Origin of the sequence: Exiguobacterium sp. s133, assembly GCF_018618595.1 — a bacterium.
Lineage (GTDB): Bacteria > Bacillota > Bacilli > Exiguobacteriales > Exiguobacteriaceae > Exiguobacterium_A > Exiguobacterium_A oxidotolerans.
This window is the reverse complement of record NZ_JACSMK010000003.1, coordinates 196969-214356: the sequence shown is the minus strand read 5'-3', so window position 1 is coordinate 214356 and position 17388 is coordinate 196969. Positions and strand designations below refer to the sequence as shown.

General features: G+C 45.6%; 26 protein-coding genes. 20 read left to right on the top strand and 6 right to left on the bottom strand.

Annotated features, from left to right (window positions below):
• Nucleotides 1–35 precede the first annotated feature (35 nt).
• The 16 genes from KNP96_RS05965 (at nt 36) to KNP96_RS05890 (ending at nt 9945) form a co-directional block, all read left to right on the top strand.
• The gene (locus tag KNP96_RS05965; RefSeq protein WP_214769510.1) at nt 36–1337 is read left to right on the top strand and encodes a suppressor of fused domain protein; all 1302 of its coding nucleotides are present in this window, start codon (nt 36–38) and stop codon (nt 1335–1337) included.
• Nucleotides 1338–1353: 16 nt separating this feature from the next.
• Complete coding sequence (locus tag KNP96_RS05960) at nt 1354–1893, top strand: hypothetical protein (RefSeq protein ID WP_214769507.1); 540 nt, start codon at nt 1354–1356, stop codon at nt 1891–1893.
• Nucleotides 1894–1922: 29 nt separating this feature from the next.
• Entirely contained in the window at nt 1923–2579 is a 657-nt protein-coding gene (locus tag KNP96_RS05955; RefSeq protein WP_214769504.1) for a hypothetical protein, read from the top strand.
• Nucleotides 2580–2608: 29 nt separating this feature from the next.
• Nucleotides 2609–3331, top strand: coding sequence for a DUF2750 domain-containing protein (locus KNP96_RS05950; RefSeq protein WP_214769501.1), 723 nt, complete (start codon nt 2609–2611; stop codon nt 3329–3331).
• A gap of 1 nt (nt 3332) precedes the next feature.
• Nucleotides 3333–3761 (top strand): hypothetical protein, encoded by a 429-nt coding sequence (locus KNP96_RS05945; protein ID WP_214769498.1) that lies wholly within the window; start codon nt 3333–3335, stop codon nt 3759–3761.
• Between the two features lie 116 nt (nt 3762–3877).
• Nucleotides 3878–4357: a hypothetical protein gene (locus KNP96_RS05940; RefSeq protein ID WP_214769494.1), complete on the top strand. Its 480-nt coding sequence runs from the start codon at nt 3878–3880 to the stop codon at nt 4355–4357.
• A gap of 15 nt (nt 4358–4372) precedes the next feature.
• Nucleotides 4373–4657 (top strand): hypothetical protein, encoded by a 285-nt coding sequence (locus tag KNP96_RS05935; protein ID WP_214769492.1) that lies wholly within the window; start codon nt 4373–4375, stop codon nt 4655–4657.
• 188 nt (nt 4658–4845) lie between these two features.
• Nucleotides 4846–5346 (top strand): DUF2691 family protein, encoded by a 501-nt coding sequence (locus KNP96_RS05930; RefSeq protein ID WP_214769490.1) that lies wholly within the window; start codon nt 4846–4848, stop codon nt 5344–5346.
• 198 nt (nt 5347–5544) lie between these two features.
• The gene (locus tag KNP96_RS05925) at nt 5545–5763 is read left to right on the top strand and encodes a hypothetical protein (RefSeq protein ID WP_214769488.1); all 219 of its coding nucleotides are present in this window, start codon (nt 5545–5547) and stop codon (nt 5761–5763) included.
• 55 nt (nt 5764–5818) lie between these two features.
• On the top strand, nt 5819–6253 hold the full coding sequence (locus KNP96_RS05920) for a hypothetical protein (protein ID WP_214769486.1): 435 nt from the start codon (nt 5819–5821) through the stop codon (nt 6251–6253).
• 50 nt (nt 6254–6303) lie between these two features.
• The gene (locus KNP96_RS05915; RefSeq protein ID WP_214769483.1) at nt 6304–6561 is read left to right on the top strand and encodes a hypothetical protein; all 258 of its coding nucleotides are present in this window, start codon (nt 6304–6306) and stop codon (nt 6559–6561) included.
• A gap of 66 nt (nt 6562–6627) precedes the next feature.
• Nucleotides 6628–7242: a hypothetical protein gene (locus KNP96_RS05910; protein WP_214769480.1), complete on the top strand. Its 615-nt coding sequence runs from the start codon at nt 6628–6630 to the stop codon at nt 7240–7242.
• A gap of 17 nt (nt 7243–7259) precedes the next feature.
• Nucleotides 7260–7916 carry a hypothetical protein gene (locus tag KNP96_RS05905; RefSeq protein WP_214769477.1) on the top strand — a complete coding sequence of 219 codons (657 nt, stop codon included), beginning with the start codon at nt 7260–7262 and terminating at the stop codon, nt 7914–7916.
• A 41-nt stretch (nt 7917–7957) separates the two neighbouring features.
• Nucleotides 7958–8722: an ankyrin repeat domain-containing protein gene (locus tag KNP96_RS05900; protein ID WP_214769474.1), complete on the top strand. Its 765-nt coding sequence runs from the start codon at nt 7958–7960 to the stop codon at nt 8720–8722.
• 32 nt (nt 8723–8754) lie between these two features.
• Complete coding sequence (locus KNP96_RS05895) at nt 8755–8985, top strand: hypothetical protein (RefSeq protein WP_251135162.1); 231 nt, start codon at nt 8755–8757, stop codon at nt 8983–8985.
• A 105-nt stretch (nt 8986–9090) separates the two neighbouring features.
• Nucleotides 9091–9945: a hypothetical protein gene (locus tag KNP96_RS05890; RefSeq protein ID WP_214769471.1), complete on the top strand. Its 855-nt coding sequence runs from the start codon at nt 9091–9093 to the stop codon at nt 9943–9945.
• Between the two features lie 83 nt (nt 9946–10028).
• Here KNP96_RS05890 and KNP96_RS05885 read toward each other — a convergent pair whose 3' ends face one another.
• Nucleotides 10029–10934, bottom strand: coding sequence for a TerC family protein (locus KNP96_RS05885; protein ID WP_214769467.1), 906 nt, complete (start codon nt 10932–10934; stop codon nt 10029–10031).
• A 145-nt stretch (nt 10935–11079) separates the two neighbouring features.
• Here KNP96_RS05885 and KNP96_RS05880 point away from each other — a divergent pair, with 145 nt between their 5' ends.
• Nucleotides 11080–11823 (top strand): class I SAM-dependent methyltransferase, encoded by a 744-nt coding sequence (locus KNP96_RS05880; protein WP_214769464.1) that lies wholly within the window; start codon nt 11080–11082, stop codon nt 11821–11823.
• Between the two features lie 14 nt (nt 11824–11837).
• Here the strand turns inward: KNP96_RS05880 and KNP96_RS05875 are convergent, their stop codons facing one another.
• Genes KNP96_RS05875 through KNP96_RS05865 form a run of 3 tightly spaced genes read right to left on the bottom strand, consistent with a single transcriptional unit; the run spans nt 11838 to nt 14295 of the window.
• Nucleotides 11838–12116: a winged helix-turn-helix transcriptional regulator gene (locus KNP96_RS05875; protein WP_214769462.1), complete on the bottom strand. Its 279-nt coding sequence runs from the start codon at nt 12114–12116 to the stop codon at nt 11838–11840.
• Between the two features lie 13 nt (nt 12117–12129).
• Nucleotides 12130–13080, bottom strand: a complete 951-nt coding sequence (locus tag KNP96_RS05870; RefSeq protein WP_214769461.1) for a TIGR03571 family LLM class oxidoreductase — start codon at nt 13078–13080, stop codon at nt 12130–12132.
• Between the two features lie 12 nt (nt 13081–13092).
• Nucleotides 13093–14295, bottom strand: a complete 1203-nt coding sequence (locus tag KNP96_RS05865) for an MFS transporter (protein WP_214769459.1) — start codon at nt 14293–14295, stop codon at nt 13093–13095.
• Nucleotides 14296–14624: 329 nt separating this feature from the next.
• Between KNP96_RS05865 and KNP96_RS05860 the strand changes: the two genes are divergently transcribed.
• Nucleotides 14625–14954, top strand: coding sequence for a winged helix-turn-helix transcriptional regulator (locus KNP96_RS05860; RefSeq protein WP_012370213.1), 330 nt, complete (start codon nt 14625–14627; stop codon nt 14952–14954).
• A gap of 158 nt (nt 14955–15112) precedes the next feature.
• Nucleotides 15113–15397 carry a hypothetical protein gene (locus tag KNP96_RS05855; protein ID WP_214769457.1) on the top strand — a complete coding sequence of 95 codons (285 nt, stop codon included), beginning with the start codon at nt 15113–15115 and terminating at the stop codon, nt 15395–15397.
• Nucleotides 15398–15453: 56 nt separating this feature from the next.
• On the opposite strand, the gene KNP96_RS16720 is transcribed toward KNP96_RS05855, so the two are convergent.
• A complete protein-coding gene (locus tag KNP96_RS16720; protein ID WP_251135737.1) occupies nt 15454–15774 on the bottom strand; it encodes a hypothetical protein in 321 nt (106 codons plus the stop codon).
• 15 nt (nt 15775–15789) lie between these two features.
• Nucleotides 15790–15963, bottom strand: coding sequence for a hypothetical protein (locus KNP96_RS16715; protein ID WP_251135736.1), 174 nt, complete (start codon nt 15961–15963; stop codon nt 15790–15792).
• Between the two features lie 213 nt (nt 15964–16176).
• Here KNP96_RS16715 and KNP96_RS05845 point away from each other — a divergent pair, with 213 nt between their 5' ends.
• Nucleotides 16177–17280, top strand: a complete 1104-nt coding sequence (locus tag KNP96_RS05845; protein WP_214769455.1) for a type I restriction endonuclease — start codon at nt 16177–16179, stop codon at nt 17278–17280.
• The last annotated feature ends 108 nt before the right edge of the window (nt 17281–17388 follow it).

The window sequence follows — 17388 nt, the reverse complement described above, 5'->3', positions numbered from 1 at the left end:
CAAATTTAATCAAAGGCAACATAGTGGAGGTACATATGAATTATATCGAGCATTTGGAAAAACATTGTGGCAAGATGATGGGTCATCTCGAGATTGAAGAATTACAAAAAGAGGCGATTCAATTGGTGCAGTTTCAAAATGCACCGTTTGCGAATGCGAGTACAGTGACATCACTCGGACTGTTGCGCAACCCGTTGCGATTCGATAATAGCGCTATTGTCCATCAAGAAGTGATGCTGTCCGTCATGCAACAAGATGCCGAATCGGACCTGGTTGAATTGGTCTATCGCTTGACGCTAGAAGCATTGAAAACTGGACACGCTTATGATTTAGGCGAGTACTTACCGATGCCGGATGGATTGTTATCGAAGTACGGCTTCGCTGCTCTGTATGTGACGACACCGTTCTACTTCGAGGAATCGTTTCAAGTCCATCACGGAGATGCGGCGTCCGGAGAACCGGAGACGGTTTTACCGGTCTGGTTCGTGCCGATTTTTGCTTCGGAAGTCGCATACATCGAGCAGTACGGCATTGATGAATTTAATGACATGCTGTATGAAACAGAGATGCAATTGCTCAATTTAAAGCGGCATCCACTCGTCGGGGACGATGAAATGATTGATGAATCAAGGCCTGACAGACAGGTCTTCGTTCTCGAATGTGAGATCACGGATGACCTTTTTGAAGACGACATCCAACGGCCGTTAGTACTGGACGGACCCTTAGGGAAGGCGTATGACATCAGCGTAGAATCGGAAGAACGAGGTAATTCTGTCCTAAACCAAGCCTTCCTGTATGATTTTTTGATTCATCAAAATCGTTTTCCGGTATACGCGACCTTTTTTGCGTTTCAAGAGGAAGCCAAAGAAAACAGGTCGTTCTTCGCGCAACATCATATGTCGTTCACCTCACATGTCTTGTCTAGACAAAAACAAACGAACGGATGGTTACTCGGAAAACGATCGTCGACGACTGAGACGCATTACTTCACGGTCAAGATTGAAGATGCTAAGAGACTCGAACTCATCCTTGAACACGCGTACGGAGTCGCATTGATGAACGAACTGTTCATGTTTTCGTATTCCGACCATCTGGCGATTCAAACAGAGATCGAAACCATCTACCGGAAAACACGTGTGTTAGAAGATCGATTCGTTTATCCGGAGGATTCGACGGTCGTGATCGTCGGTCATGATGGTGCAATGCTTTATCTGCTCTCGAACGAAGAACACTTCGCTTATGATCTTCGGACGGACTGGGCGAAACGATTGCGTCAACAGTTACCAAGCGATACGGTGATTCGGCAGCTGAATGGAGAATGGTTCGCGGATTTATAAGAACGGGAGGAAAGGCATGCAAGTCATCAAACAGATTAACGGTCAGAATCATTTTTGGCTGTTCGAAAAGGATGGTCGGACGCTCTACACGTTTCACGGCATCATGGGAGAGCGGTTAGAAGAACCAATGAGCGAGCAAAAATTCTCGCGTTTTTTTAATCTGGATGCCTACATCCGGGAACTTGTAGTAGAGAAAGAAAAAGACGGATACTACGTCGTTCAAGAAGCGGATTACTACGAAATTGTCATCGAAATCTTTTGTCAGGAGAAAGAATATGACGTCATCTCGGAGCATCGCGCGAACATCGAAGAGGAACTCAATGAATTTCTTTTTTCGTCGGGAAACGGTTATTTTTTTGAGGATGATTATGGTCCGGAAGCAATCGAATTCGTCCTCTATGTTCTCGAACCGTCTCAGATCGTCGAACCCGTCATTGAATATTTTAAGGCACAGTATGGCGTGACGAAGATCCGGGTGGGGCAGGCAGAGGTTCATTACGGCAGACGCTTGACCGGACTTTATCCCGCAGGCAAGAATTTTAACCGGAAAAATTGAACGATGACGATACAGGTAGGAGGTACAGTATGAACGAGCTGATGATCGACGAATACTCTTTTCAGTCGAAGAGTATACAACGTATGCTTCAGACATCCGAAATCAACGTGCTTGGTCCATTACAAACTATCTACGAAATCATGTGTTATGACCATACAGTAGGTAGCTTTACAAGTGAATTGACGGAGGGGGTATTGTATGACACGCTAGTTCGCTACAATCATTTTCCTTTATATATCACGACTAATTTTGATGAGATTAGAGAAGATGAGATGAACCTCTTAGACCGTTTAAAATCGAGACTATTCGTATGCCACGAACATCCACGGTACGAAGGCGATCATCGGCGTACCAGTTTTTACTGTTGTATCGAAGTGTTGGATGCGAATGCTCTGCGTTTCATCTTAGAAGAGTCCTTTTTTCGAGCTGCTTATAGTGAAACGTTCCTCATCACGTTCGCGCGACCTACGTTTGAGTTGAAGATTTCTGGGAGATGGATCTTTAAAGAAGCGAAATATACCCATGTGATTGATGCACGTGATGGATTACCGTTTATTCTTCCATCGCATGATGCGCTCGGTTTCATGTGGTTTTCGAATGGAGATGCTTTTCAAAGCGTCGATCAGCTAAAAGCGATCCTACCACCGGATTATCAGATTGATCACGTTTTAAATACCTACAAATAATTTATTTTAAGATAAAAGGAGTCATATTGATGGAATACCCAATCGGCTTACCAGGTATCACAGAAGAGAGACTACAAGAGGTAGAAGTAGAACTCGGCTTCGAGCTTCCGAAAGAACTACGAAACAGGTACAAGCGCGAAAACAAGTTCAGCGTCGGCGAATGGGAATTTCATCCGATCAAGGACGAGCAATATATCAAACGGACATGGGACGATCTCGTTCGTGTTAACACGACGGATGCAGAGGACTATCCATCCGGGTTCTTGCGGATTGCTAGTGACGGAACAGGTGACGAACTCGGGTATCAGCTTCCGGACACGGAGACGATCGTCTTATGGGATCATGAAGAACAAGAGTTGTTTCCGGTAGCACCGACGTTGAAGGCGTTCATTGAAAAGGAACAACAAATGGAACGGAGTGCGGAACAAACAGAACTCTTCGTACAGACAGTTCTTGAGACAGGCGTTGTTTATGGGCTATCGAAGTTTGAGCAGTCGGGCTGGGCGTATTGTCCGTCGAACCAAGAGGAAACGGATGTGCTGTTATTCTTTTCGACGGAAGCAGCAGCGAAGGCTTTACAGACGAAGGAATGGGCGAACTATCACCTGATTCGCTTAGACCTGAATTTGTTCATGAATGGCTGGTTACCGAACATGATCGACGACGGACTCTATTGTGGCTTGAACTGGGGACCGGAGCTCGTCGGACTTGAGCTTGATTCGGAAGATGTTCTGGCAGATCTGGAGGGTTAACATGATTCAGACACTCAGTAAACAAGTGGGTGGCATCACCTATGTCTGGTTCTTGTACCGCGATGGTCGAACGATTCAGATGTATCACGGAGTCACGGAGCAATGGAAACTCGATCAAGATGTCAGTGATTCAATTGAAGAAAAATATACATTTCGGCGCCAAGCAAAACGACGGATGGAGGAATTGATTACAGAGAAGCAAGCGGAAGGATACAAGCAGGATGATATTTACGGGATGCAACCCGGACGGAAAGAACGCGAGACGTTTCGACGCCGGACGAAATGGCTCGCTTATCTTCTTGTTGGACTCGGTCTGTTTCAGTTCGTGACACCGTTCTCTCTATTCCCAATCCTTTCGATTGGTACAGGAACGGCACTCTTATTATATCTTCGAAGCAAGCACAAACGTAAAATCGAAACAATCTCCTGAATGTGGAGATCGCTACATATGAATGAAACAAAGAGATTACGAATCCTTTTAAAGAATCAATTTCTGATATGACTAAAACTTCAAAGCACTGCACAAAGGTAGGGGAAAATGACAGTATGAAAGTAACCTATTCTCACGAAGAATTGTTAGCACTCGAAGATCCATTTGAATATGAAGTGGGGCTGCCGATCCGAATCGGAGAACTTCCGGCTTCTGTCATCGAAGAAGAGATTCCGGATAGCCGAGAACAATTGGATCGTCTTCTGAAAGATGGCTATACCTTGGTCATTCAGAAACCGCGAATTCCGAACCCTCCCGTATTCGCGGCGTTACCCATGATAGCAGAGAATACGGTCATGAAATTGTATATCTGCGAGGCAAATCATTGTGAGGATGCGTTATGGGAAGTCCTGTCCGAGAGTGAATACAATCAGCACTGGGCATATTTTTTACTGAAAAAAATTGAAGGTGTCAGATTCGAATTGCCTTATACGCAAGCATCACAACAATCACTCGTACTCACTCATCTTGGTACGAATCAACTCGTGTATCTACAGTTTGAAACGAATCAAAGCGTGACGTGTCAGTGGGATTAAAAAAGGAGATTCTTCATGAAAACGTATGTCGAAGAGCATAGCGATGCGACACGCATCTTCCCATGGCTTGCGGATGCGAGTTCATCGATTCGTTGTTTATGTGTAGTCGGTGAGATGCTTTTGTTTCCAGAAGATATCATCCAATTCAAACAAATCAGTAGTGAGATGTTCCATGACGAGCTAACGCAAAAGCATGCGCTGGGCACCTATCGCTTTTATGTAGTAATACTTGTCGGAAATGAGTTCCAGTCTAAAAGAATTTACGTCGGTATCGCTGAATTTGGTCTCGATAGCCATTGAGATGATTAGTGATTCTCCATCTATGTATACCATTATTTGTACGAATCATGATCGACCATCATATTGTCAGGAGCTACTTGCGCAGGTACATGACATCGGCTTAACAGAAAGCGAAAGTTTACCAGTCACCGAGATAGTTAGGACATTCACCGCACGAGGTTACGCTGTTTGTACGTGGGGGAGTTCGAGTGAAGAACAGGAACTTCAGTGTTTTCTTACTGCAGCCTTCTTATGACAAGGTAGAAAGAGGGGATTCAATGAGTCTGCGTGGTGTATCGTTTGAAATCCCGAATGAACCGGGGCGTGTCTTGATCGACATATTAAGTGCGATTGAGATGAAAGCGTATGATTGGTTTCTTCGCAATTTTGATTTTCCGATTCAAACCATGGACGGGGAATGGTATGACAGTTTAGAAGAGTTTTCAACCAATCAGAAAGCGACAGGACATGAATTAGCGAAATGGCTAAGGGGACCTAGTAATTACCTGATCTTCGCTGAATTGTTTGCATTTCAAAGTGGTCAGACTGAAGAAGTGGGAATGACCTATGAATGGTTTCAAGAAAGCACTTGCCAAATCGCGATTTTGATTTATGATTGCACGTACGTCGAGATCTATTGTAAGGAGCAGCGCGTATCCGAAGCGTTTTATGAGAACGCTGTGAGACGTGGATATACCGGAATCGAGTAGGTGACCGATGACAATGATCCTCGCACCCGTTTGTCGGTCTGGTCAGAATAAGAAGTAGTCCTGACTAACAGATGTAAACGCTAAGCGTTCAAGATGAGAGATATGAACTACTGAGTGTTAATGGAGTAGAGAAAAATCATGAATCAAGAGATGTAAGAATTCGTTCAAGCGGTTTATCGAACGGTTGTTAGAGAGGGTATGGCAGACTATAAGGACATCTACGAAGAAGAAGTCAATCCAAACGTCAATGACTATACGGCCTGCATCGCGTTTTACCAGCAGTCGAGCGAAGCGGATCAAAAACGGATGAGACAGATGATTGAACAGACGATCATCGATACCGTTTCCCATGTATTTGGAATGCTTGATCACTTTTTGTATGAATGGAAAAATTGCGCATTTTGGAAAAATAGATGAGGTAGAGACGTCTTTCAAGTAACGATGGCAACATCAAACATAAGGAGGAAGCACAATGAGCTTAGCATCATATATCTGTATGGAGAGACAAATTCCTGATCAGTATCTCAATTTGGATGAAGAAGATGAAACACTTCCCTTATATATAGGACCCAGTTTTGCGGATAAAGACTGTCTGTATGAAGTAAAAACGAGACATTTTCATAAATGGTATGTATATGAGATTTCAAGTGATTGGGGAATCGAGATCGTCGAACCTTTTGATTCCAGGGTTTCAAATGAGTCAAAGGAAAAGCTGCGCTATCTGTTTACGCTCATGAACGACTTCTTAGACGAGGGTGAATCGTTTGAACTGTATACATGTTGGATTGGGGAAGAGTCATATCCAAAAGAGAAAAGCATGACACTGTCTTTAGAACTTAATCAGTTGGAAGACATTGAGATTCCTGAAAGAACCTATATTTTGATCACGAAACAGAGTAAAAGCTAAAAAGCCGCTGATCCACAGCGGCTTCGTTACATATCTTGGAGGGAGCGCTTGTGATTTTACCATTCATCGGTCTTGTTGTCGGTCTCTTCTTATTGATAGTAGGAACGTACTTCATCCGGTCGAAGCATGCGAAGCAGACGCCGTTAGAGGGACATGGGAGTTACGTCGACAACATCGATTCATTCGTTCTTGGCATCCTACTCTCAATCGGAACGATCATTTTTTGTTCGTTGACCGTCAGACAGTATGGTTATATATGTATCGCAGGAGGACTGTTCGTACTGTACTATGTCAATTCTGTCTGGTAAACGATCGAGATGAGGAATTGACTCATCTTGGAAGTAGTACATAAAGCAGAGTAAAGGGAGAGCACGATGATTCAATTATTAAAACAAATCGACGATCAAGTGCACCACATCGTCTATCACCAGGAAGGACGAACGTTGTTTTACCGGGAAGGGATTGCCAGTAAGGAGAAGCAAGAGGGAAGTGACGAACTAGTCCAGGTCAATGTTGAAGCAGCGACCGTGGTAGTCAAATGTCGGCACGTAATAGCAGCATATCGGCAAAAGAAAGAATGGATTCGCCTAAAGAAAGCGGATGGCTACTTCAAGTCAGATTTCCCTTCGTCAAAAACGATGGACAAATGGATTGAACGTCGCAGTAAAAAACGGAAAGTATTTGTCGCACTGTTCACGATGCTTTGTGGACTGTCATCACTAACGGGAGTGTTGCCCGTCCCAGGCTATATTCCGTTATTTTATCTCCCGTGGGTTTGGCCGATGGATGAAGGGAAATCGAGGCATGCCCATTTCTATCGCTGGTACGGAGCCATCATGCTGATTCCCTTGGGCGGCACGTCAAAAGACTACTTAAACCCGATTAATCTTTCGATCAGCGGTACGGTGTGCCTTGTCTCCGGTTTTCTCTTACTGTTGCATGTGATTCAAACGCTAAAAGAAGAAGAGACGAAGAAAGTTACTCTATGAAGGACGAGGCGAAACAAATGATTTATTTGAAACGGGAAAACGGTCGGCAGGTTGACCACTGGGTCTGTTACCGAATTGGTCGGACGCTGCATCAGGGTTTTATCCAGGAGAACGAAAGCGGTCAATCGAATGACGGCGAAATGACGAAAGAACGGTATCCGCTGTACATCGGCATACAAAAAAGAATGCGGCACTTGGCGGAAGAAAAGAAAGCACTTGGCTTTCGGTCGTTGACAGCGGAAGAGGAAGCAGCAATCGTCAACGGTGACGAAGGAATCGATTCAACCTTTCTTAAGCAGGCGATTCGTTATGCCTGGTTGATGCTTTTAATGGGTATTTTACTGATCGTCAGTCCCTATACGATTCCGAACGTCGTGGCATTCAGCTTAAGTTTATATGTCTGGTGGGGGATTTATGGGAAAACCGGTATTCCGAAAATTGTGCGCAAGTATTTCCACCTGACGCTTTTTATCCTGACACTGTTACAAGTTCTGTCAGTCTTCGGACTGGAAAATGTCCTGCAACCGGTTTATGCGACTAGCTGCATTCTGTCGTCAATTGTTCTTCTTTTACTAGTTGTAAAGCATTACTTGTACCCTTCAAAGAAAGCAAATGAAGGTGCACCGACGATTGAAACCAGTCCGTTGCAAGAGTATTCAGAAGAAGATTGGTGATTGCATTCAATTTTTACAATATCTAAAAAGGGGAAATCAGCTTGCCTAAAAAATCACTGCAGGACCATGCTTTTTACGGAAACATCAAAAAGGTAAAAAAGTGCATCGACCGCGGGGACGATCTGGATGCACTGGATGAAGAAGGAAATTCGGCATTGCACTGGGCAATCGAGGAAGGGAATGACGACATCGTCACGCTGTTACTTGACCACCGGGCAGACATCAACCGACGGAGCCGGGACGGGTTAATGCCGTTGCACCTTGCGTTGTATGAAAACCGGTCCGCTATCGCGATGCAACTAATTGACCGTGGTGCCGCTCTTGATTTTGACGGACACGGATTCACGGCGTTGCACTTCATCGCCGCGCGCTCTGGCAACAAACGAGTCTTGCGTCGCTTACTTGAAGATCAGGCACGTGTTGACTGGCAGACGGACGACGGAGCAGGATATACACCTCTGCATTATGCGGCGCAGGAAGGAAAAGTAAAGAAGATTGTCATGTTGGCAGCGGCGGGAGCTGATGTCAATCGCATCGAAATGAACGGATTCACACCATTGCACCTCGCAGCGGGAGAAGGGCATGTCAAAGCGGTGGAAGCGTTACTGGCGGCAGGAGCAGACATCGAAATCGAAAATACGTTAGATAATAACAATACAGCCCTGATGCTTGCCAGTCAGTATGGTCTGACGGACATCACGAAAGTGTTGCTGGCACACGGTGCAGAGCGGGATCATCAGTCAGGATGCAAAAGGGCGAACAGCGCTCGCCTTTGCATTGAAACACCGGTATCCGGAAATCATTAAGCTGTTACAAACCATACATAGGAGGAAATAAGATGAAAAAATGGATTGGTCTCATCATTCTTGTACAAACGATCTTGTTTGGCATGCTGATTATTCAACTCGACAAGATGACAGATACGATTGCGGAAGCAGGAGCATATATCGCTACGAATGACGGTAGTCTTGCTTGGGGAGGCGGCCTTCCGGTAATGGATTATGTCTTATTTGGCATCTTGATCATTGTCGGCATCTATCTCCTCATCCCGGAAGAAAAATTAAAGTGAGAACGGTTAAAAAGTTGTAGGTCGATTCAAATGTCTGGTGATAAAATAAAAGATGGGAGATTTCTCCTGATATTGACTTAATTTTATTTAAGAGGGTGGGTTCGTATGAAAAAAATAACATTTCGGAATGTGTTAGCAAGCGGTGTCGTGACAGCGCTTGTATTGACAGGGGCTTCCTTTCAGGGGGGAGTCGCCGATGCAGCGACAAAAACAAAGACGACCCAAGTCGCGAAGAAGAAGACGGACTATAAAAAGTATCGCGCGAAACAATTGAAAGTTGTTGCTTCATACGATAGCACCCTCTTTCACATGGATCGATTTGGTGGCATCAAGGTGCCGGACTATGTGACTGATCCTGTCTACCGTGCACAAGTCGAACGGTATAATAAAAAAGTCGAGGCGTTTAAAAAAGACCGTGCAGCTGCTGTCAAAGAAGTCAAAACACTAAAAAAATTCATTCCTGAAGTGAACACGGCGAAGGAGAAAAAGATAACGGATCGACGTGTCGCGGCCTTGAAGAAAGAAACGGCGCGCTTGAAGACGAAATCACAAGCGTTGTTAAAACAGGGCCAAGCTTTGTACAAAGTCATCACAAACTATGAGCAACAACAAGTTCTCTCGTTTGAAAGCCGGTACGGTTCAATCAGCGAAGCGTTGACGCTGATCAGCTACCGGGACTATCTCACGCGCTTGGACAACTATTTAACGGAAAACCATTACAGCAAGGATGCAAAAGCGGCTATTATCGACCTTAACAGTGAACGGATGTTAAACGCACGGGAAGAATCGTCAGAACGGTTAGGGGACACGCGTGGCAAGATGTTCCTGTTAATTTACGCCGGTAAATTCGAAGAAGCGAACGAACTCTTTACGTATGCGAAAGACACAATCGTCGTCGAGGAAAACGCCCGATTAGACGCGTTGTACACGAAAATCATTGAACGGTATATGAAGAAGTAAATATAAAACAGCATCCTGCCGGGATGCTGTTTTTACGTAAACAAACAGGAAAGGAAGAATCATTCTCCCTTTCCTGTCATCGGTTATTTTCCTGGCTTCGTCTTGTAGAAGCTGTAGAAGACGCTGATCAGGATGACGAGGACGATCGTACCGAGCGACATCCAGAGTGGCATTTTGTAGACATCACCGAGAATCATCTTCGCCCCGATGAAGACGAGCATGAAGCTGAGTCCGTGCTTCAGGTAGTAGAAGCGGTCGATCAGGTTCGCGAGGACGAAGTAGAGACTGCGAAGGCCGAGGATTGCCATGATGTTCGCATAGAAGATGATGAACGGGTCACGCGAATAGGCAAAGCTTGCTGCGACCGAGTCGACGGCGAAGACGATATCCGAGATTTCGATAAAGATCAACGCGATCAACAGCGGTGTGAAGAACAATTTGCCGTTGATCCGCTGCGTAAACTTACCGGACGAGATGTCCTGTGTGATCGGCAAACGTTTTTCAAGCCAACGGACCGTCTTGTTCTCTTCAAGCGACGTTTCCTGCCCGATGTTCTTAAACATCATGTAACCGGTGTAGACGAGGAACGCACCGAAGATGTAGTAGACCCAGGCGAAGTTCTCAAGGAGCGACACCCCAGCGACGATGAAGATGACGCGGAAGAGGATGGCACCGAGAATGCCCCAGAACAAGACTTTGTGCTGATACTTCAACGGAATCGCAAAGTACGCAAAGACGAGTGAGAAGACGAAGACGTTATCAATCGCAAGTGCCTTTTCGATGAAATAGACGCTCGTGTACTCAATGGCAGCGTCGCTTCCTTGCGCATAAAATAACCAACCGCCAAAGGCAACGGCGAGTCCGATCCAGACGAACGTCCACGTCCAGGCTTCGCGGAGCGAAACCTCATGGGCTTTCCTGTGAAATACGCCAAGGTCCAATGCGAGCATGATGAAGACGATCGCTAAAAATACAATCAATAGTGTCAACAGCGCTTCCTCCTTTTAAGTGGTGTTCTGTTCATATTTAAATTATAGGTTCAAATGAACTTAAAGTAAAGAAGGAAGTGTGCTGCTTTTGTTTATAAAATCAATCAGACACTTTTTCGTCTTAAAATCAAAAGGGGAGATTGGTATGGAAAAAACAAGTGCCATCAACAAAACCGCCTGGGAATACCGCGCCTATGAATTTTGGAATCAACGCGATGGGACGCCGGCGGACAAGGCGAAAGCAATCAGGAACGACCCGAAAGCGAGTCTGAAGAAACATCAGCACTTGTTTAAAGAGGTTACCGGCAAAAAAATTGCCAATCTCTGCGGATCGAACGGGCGCAAAGCGGTTCCGCTGGCGTTACTCGGTGCTGACGTCACGGTCTTCGACATCTCGGAAGAAAACCGCCGTTATGCGCTTGAGCTTGCCGCCTGTGCCGGGACGCACCTCGAGTATATCGTTGGAGATATCTATGAAATTAATTTGAAGACGTACCGGCATCAGTTTGATGTCCTGTATCTTGAAGGCGGGACATTACATTATTTTCATGATCTGGAGGCGTTCGCGGCGATTTTGTTTGCCTTGCTCAAGCCGGGCGGGAAGCTGATTTTAAGCGACTATCACCCGATCAAACATTGTATTGATGAAGACACGTACATCCCGCGTTATTTCGATCAGGATGTGTACGAAGACAAAATCGCCTATCAATCACATTTTGATCCCGCTGAGCAAACGGAGTTTCCGAAAGTGATGCTGCGGCACTATACGATGAGTGAGATCGTAAACACGGTCATCCGGAACGGCTTCACCCTCGCACAATTGGACGAGCACCGGGGCTGGAACGGCGAAAACATCCCGTGGGAATTCACGCTCGTCGCGACGACATAAAACCCGGCATCCATTTACGGATGCCGGGTTTGTTTTTCGATGGCGTGAAAGATGGGCTGCAAACTCTCGCCGATTGGTGCCAGACGATAGATGGATGCCGGTCGTTCGATGACTCCGCGTTGTTCGAGTTGCGCGAGACAAACGGTCAACTCAGGTGTGGAATGTGCTGATCCGACTGCTGTCAGTTTTTCGAAGGAACAGGGAGCTTGCAACAGCACCCGAATAATCTGCATCTCGAACTTGGTCCCGAGGATCCGGACCGTATGGTCAAGTGCGCGTATATCAGATGTCATGTGATGCACCTCCTCAACGTAACGGCGGGAAGTGCGGCAAAACATAGGTTCCGAGTTCATCAATGACCTCTTCCGCCGGTCGTTCACTGTCGAACAGGGCGAAGAAAAGGTGGTTGACACCTAGGTCACGGTAGAGATGGAGCAGTTCAATCAAACGATTGCGTCCGATTCGGAATCCAAGTCGGATCGGTGTCGGTTCTTCATCCGGATCAGCAGATAAATCGAGATGCATTGGCATCGAAAACGGGCGGAACCGGGTTATTCCGGCGTCTTGACTCGTCTGGCGCCAATCCTCAATCGCTTTTGCCTGTTCCAAAGGTCCTTGCGGATAATACATCCAGCCGTCCCCGTTGGTTGCAAGCCAGTCCATGTTTTGTTGGGCAAACCCGGTAATCATCGTCGGAATCCGCTTCTGTGGTCGCGGCACGAGTGTCGCACCGGTGACGTCGCCGTACTCAGACTGAATCGTCGGATAGTCCGTATACAATGCTTGTTCCATCACGCGTAACGCTTCTTTAAACTGGACACCCCGACTCGGATGATCAATCCCGAGACCATGAAAATCCGCTTGCCGGTCGCCGGACGAAACACTGAGTATCAGCCGTTCCGGGAACAATGCGTCAATCGTCGCGAGTTCTTTGGCAGCCCGTAACGGGTGACGGAGCGGCAGGACCAAAGCAGATGTTCCGAGGGCAATCTGTTTCGTCTGACTGAGTAGGTGAGTACCATAAATCAACATGTCATAAATTTGACCGACGGCAGGATCAAGAAAATAAGGATCTTTCAACAGCACGTCGCGTAACCAAAGGGTTGTAAAACCAAACTGATCGGCTTTTTGTGCCAGCTCGATTTGTTTCGCGAGGGTCGGTGTCTGCATCTTAAAATTCTCCAGTGGAATGTGGAGACCGAGCGTCAGCTCACCTTCCCGGTACATCCGCCGGTAACTGGCATGATTGTCAAGCATGAAATTTCCTCCTTACTGGTGTTCGAGACGACGGGAGACGGCAGTCAAAATGACGGCGAGAATGACCATGATGCCACCGACCCACGGTGTGTGAACGAGTCCAATCGTGTCGGCGACAAGTCCGCCGATCGTTGCACCAAGGGCGATCCCGATGTTAAAGGCGGAGATGTTTAACGCAGACGCGACATCAACGGCAGCCGGGACATATTTTTCAGCGAGCTGAACGATATAGAGTTGCAGTCCCGGGACATTCATGAAGGCGAGCAATCCCATTAGAATAATGCCGATGATACCGGCGACTTTAAACGGAATCATAAATGACAAGGCGATCATGACGATGGCGTGCAAAATGAACATATAGAACAATGCTTTAATCGGATTGCCGTTGGCGAGTTTTCCACCTGCTGCGTTGCCGATCGCGACGGCAATGCCGTAGACGAGCAGGATGATGCTGATCAGGCTCGGACTGATTTTCGTGACGTCCTGCATGATCGGCGTCAAGTAGGTGAAGGCGACAAACGTTCCACCGTAACCAAGCGCAGTGATTAAGAAACCGAGCAGCAGACGCCCGTTCGTCAACAATTTAAACATGTCGGAAAACTTCGCTGGTGGAGATTGTTTCAAGTCTTTTGGAATTAAGAAGAAACTGGCGATGATTGAGACAAGACCTAATGCGGCTACTGCGAAGAACGTCGCGCGCCAACCGAACGCTTGACCGATGAACGTACCAAGCGGGACGCCGGTAACCGTTGCGACCGTCAGTCCGGTGAACATCAAGGCGATGGCACTGGCTTTTTTATCTGCCGGTACGAGCTGAACGGCAATCGTCGCACCAATCGAGAAGAAGACACCGTGCGAGAATGCGGTGATAAAACGGGCGACGATCAACAGTTCAAAACTGGGAGCGACGGCAGAAACGAGATTACCGGCGATAAAGACGACCATCAATGCCATCAGTAACGTTTTCCGGTTCATCCGGTTCGTTAAAGCAGTCAGAATCGGGGCACCGACGGCGACGCCAATCGCGTAACCGGAAATGATCAACCCGGCAAGAGTGATGCCGATATTTAAGTCACCGGCGATGGCAGCAAGCAATCCGACCGGGACGAATTCTGTTGTTCCGATGCCGAAAGCGCTGATTGCAAGGGCAAGCAGGGCGAGGCGACCGTTTTTAGGAACCTGTTCCTGTTCGGAACGGGGGTTTAATTGATTCATGATAATTCCTCCTAAGGTTGAAATGAATAAAAAACAGTTTGTTGCCGGCAGACCGGGCCCAGTCTGCTTGATGAAAAGGAGAAGCTTCTGCATCCCATCATAGAGTGGCAAGTTGAATTAAGGAAGTACGCACTTTCAAGTACCATAGGCACTAAAAAGTACCTTACCTACTTTTATCAAATCAATGGACGAAAGCAACTTGTACTTTCTGTTGACAGTTGTTATCATAAACCCATCAAATGCACTTGAGAAGTACGCACTTTTAAGTACGATAGGCACTAAAAAGTACCTGTCCCGCTGTACTCCAAGAATCGAAAGGAAGAATCAGCATGGCCTATAACATTCCGGTCGAAGCGACGCTGCAAGTCATCGGAGGCAAATGGAAAGTCGTCATCATGTGCCATCTCATCAAAGGGGAACGCCGCACGAGTGAGTTGAAAAAGCTGATGCCGAACATCACGCAAAAAATGTTGACGCAGCAATTGCGCGAGCTTGAACAGGACGGTGTCATCATCCGGACCGTCTACGAACAAGTCCCACCGAAAGTCATCTATTCCTTATCCGACTACGGTTGGTCATTGCGTCCGATTCTCGACGCCATGTGTGCGTGGGGTGAAGGACATATCGATTTGACGGGTGAGGAAGTCGTTTCTTCTTAAAGCGGACCATCATACTGCACAGCAAAACGACCGTCCTGATTTCAGGCGGTCGTTTTTGTTAGTACGATTGAAGTGTTTGACCGTGCGAAAGGATTAGAGATTAAAACGGAAAATTCCTTATTAAGGAAATTCATTTCTTAATAGGAGTTGGTCCGTTTATGCTGTCTGTCGATGCATGGTTTTACATTTATTTTGCAATTGGAGCAGTGGTTGTTTTTCTCATCGGTTGCGGGATTGCCAAGAAAACACAAAAGCAGGACAGCGGCTTTTCGTTTATCCTGCTGATGAGCGTGGTGTTGTTTGCGGCTCTAGCTTACTGGTTCAACGGTGCGGCTAAAGAAGTGTTCATGGGAACATTACCTTGGCTGATCAATCTCATATTCAGCGGCGTACTTCTGATCATGTTCCTTGCCGGTTCGAAAATGATGTTCAAAAGAATATAAAGGTCAGTTGCAATCGACGGACGGTTTCTTTCATAGGACCGTCCGTATGTACGTGGTTAAAGAGGGTAACGACTCCCTCGTCGTTCGATGACGAGCATGTGATCCGTGATCTCTTCCGGTTCGTCGTCGAACGGATCATACGTGATTCGTTCGGACAACCGGATTTCGTATTGCTCCAAACCCTCGATGGTTTGCAAATAGTCCGGCAATCTTTCGGTCGGTTCCGTTAAAATTGAATCGGTAATCGGAAAATTATCGTCGTTCGGATTATTTGTATGGATAAAAACGGCGTCCAATCCTGCATCCAGCTGGGACAGTTCGATCCAGAGCTGGTACGGTTGTCCCCACGTTTGAAGGGCGGCGTTTAACTCATCCATCAGATGAAACACTGCCTAGACATGTGCTGTTCGCATTTTAAGATGACCGTTTCCGTGTCCGTCAAAATCGAGGTGGACGTGCCAAAAATCGAACCAGCTGTCAGGACTGAAATCGAGCGGATGGGCGCTGAGTTGTTGTTCTTTTTGAAGATTTCGGAAGTAGCGCCGTTTGCCTCTGAATTTTTTCATGTCTTTAGTACTCCTTTACGTGAATCGAGTTATGTAATTATCATTTTTACACGTCAAACTAAGTTAAATAAAGCGAATCGGATAATTTCTGATTAAATATCGTTAATTTCTGTTTTTACTTGGTGGTAAATGGAAATTCCTGTATAATGTGAATTAACATTAGTTCACTTTAAATACATCTTTAATGAACTATGAAATGAGGAGGTTTTTACATTGGAAAAATTTTCTTCAGATATTCGTTTGGTCTCTCAAAGGATTCAGCAAATTCAACATTCGATTTCTACCGAAGAAGCTACTAAAACCGCTTTAATTATGCCGTTTTTTCAAACGTTGGGTTATGACGTATTTAATCCGGCAGAGTTCACTCCGGAGTATATTGCTGACGTCGGAATAAAAAAGGGTGAAAAGGTTGATTATGCAATCATGGATCAGGGACAGCCGACTATTCTTATTGAAGCTAAATCAATTCGAGAACCTCTCACGAAACATGATTCGCAACTGTTTAGGTACTATGGAACGACACAAGCTAAGTTTGCTATTTTAACGAATGGCGACACTTATCGATTCTACACGGATTTAGAAACACCCAACGTAATGGATACTGTTCCATTCTTTGAAATTACACTGTCTACCATTAAGGATAATGAAATCAAAGAGCTGTACAAATTTAAAAAACAAGAATTTAACGTCAACACGATTCTCTCTACAGCAGAGGAACTAAAATATTTAAGTGCGATTAAAGAACAGTTAAAAACACAATCACAGTTACCGAGCGACGAGTTTATTAGATTACTGATTCAAGACTGCTATCAAGGGATTAAAACGCAAACTGTGGTTGATAAGTTTAGACCTATCGTTTCAAAAGCGTTTACGCAGTTCATGAATGAGAATATGAATGAACGAATCAAACATGTGATTTCAGGAGACTCGGAATCATCGACGGTCTCTGTTCCTTCCTCATCAGAGTTAGAAGCAGAAAATACCATCGATGAACCGGCTATAGATATTCCATCACAGCCTTCGATTGAAACCACACAAGAAGAAATTGAGGGTTATGCGACCGTAAAGGTGTTACTTGGATCGACAGTCGATAAAAATCGAATTTTTTATCGGGATAACGCGAGCTACTTTAACATTCTCATTGATGATAGTAATCGGAAATGGGTCTGTCGTTTGCACCTTAATTCATTAACAAATAAATATATAACTTTCCGTGATGAACCGAATGTGCGACATAAAATTAATGAAGTATATGAAATCGAACAATATAAAGAGCGCTTATCAGATATCGTCAACGAAATCATTGCTTCAACTTAATTTCCTTATTTAGATGTCTGTCTTCACAGAATTTATGGCTAGGAAGCCCGCTGCTTCAGTGGTTGGAATGTCAGTTCCAATTCTTACTTTTGATAGCGAGGGCATTGA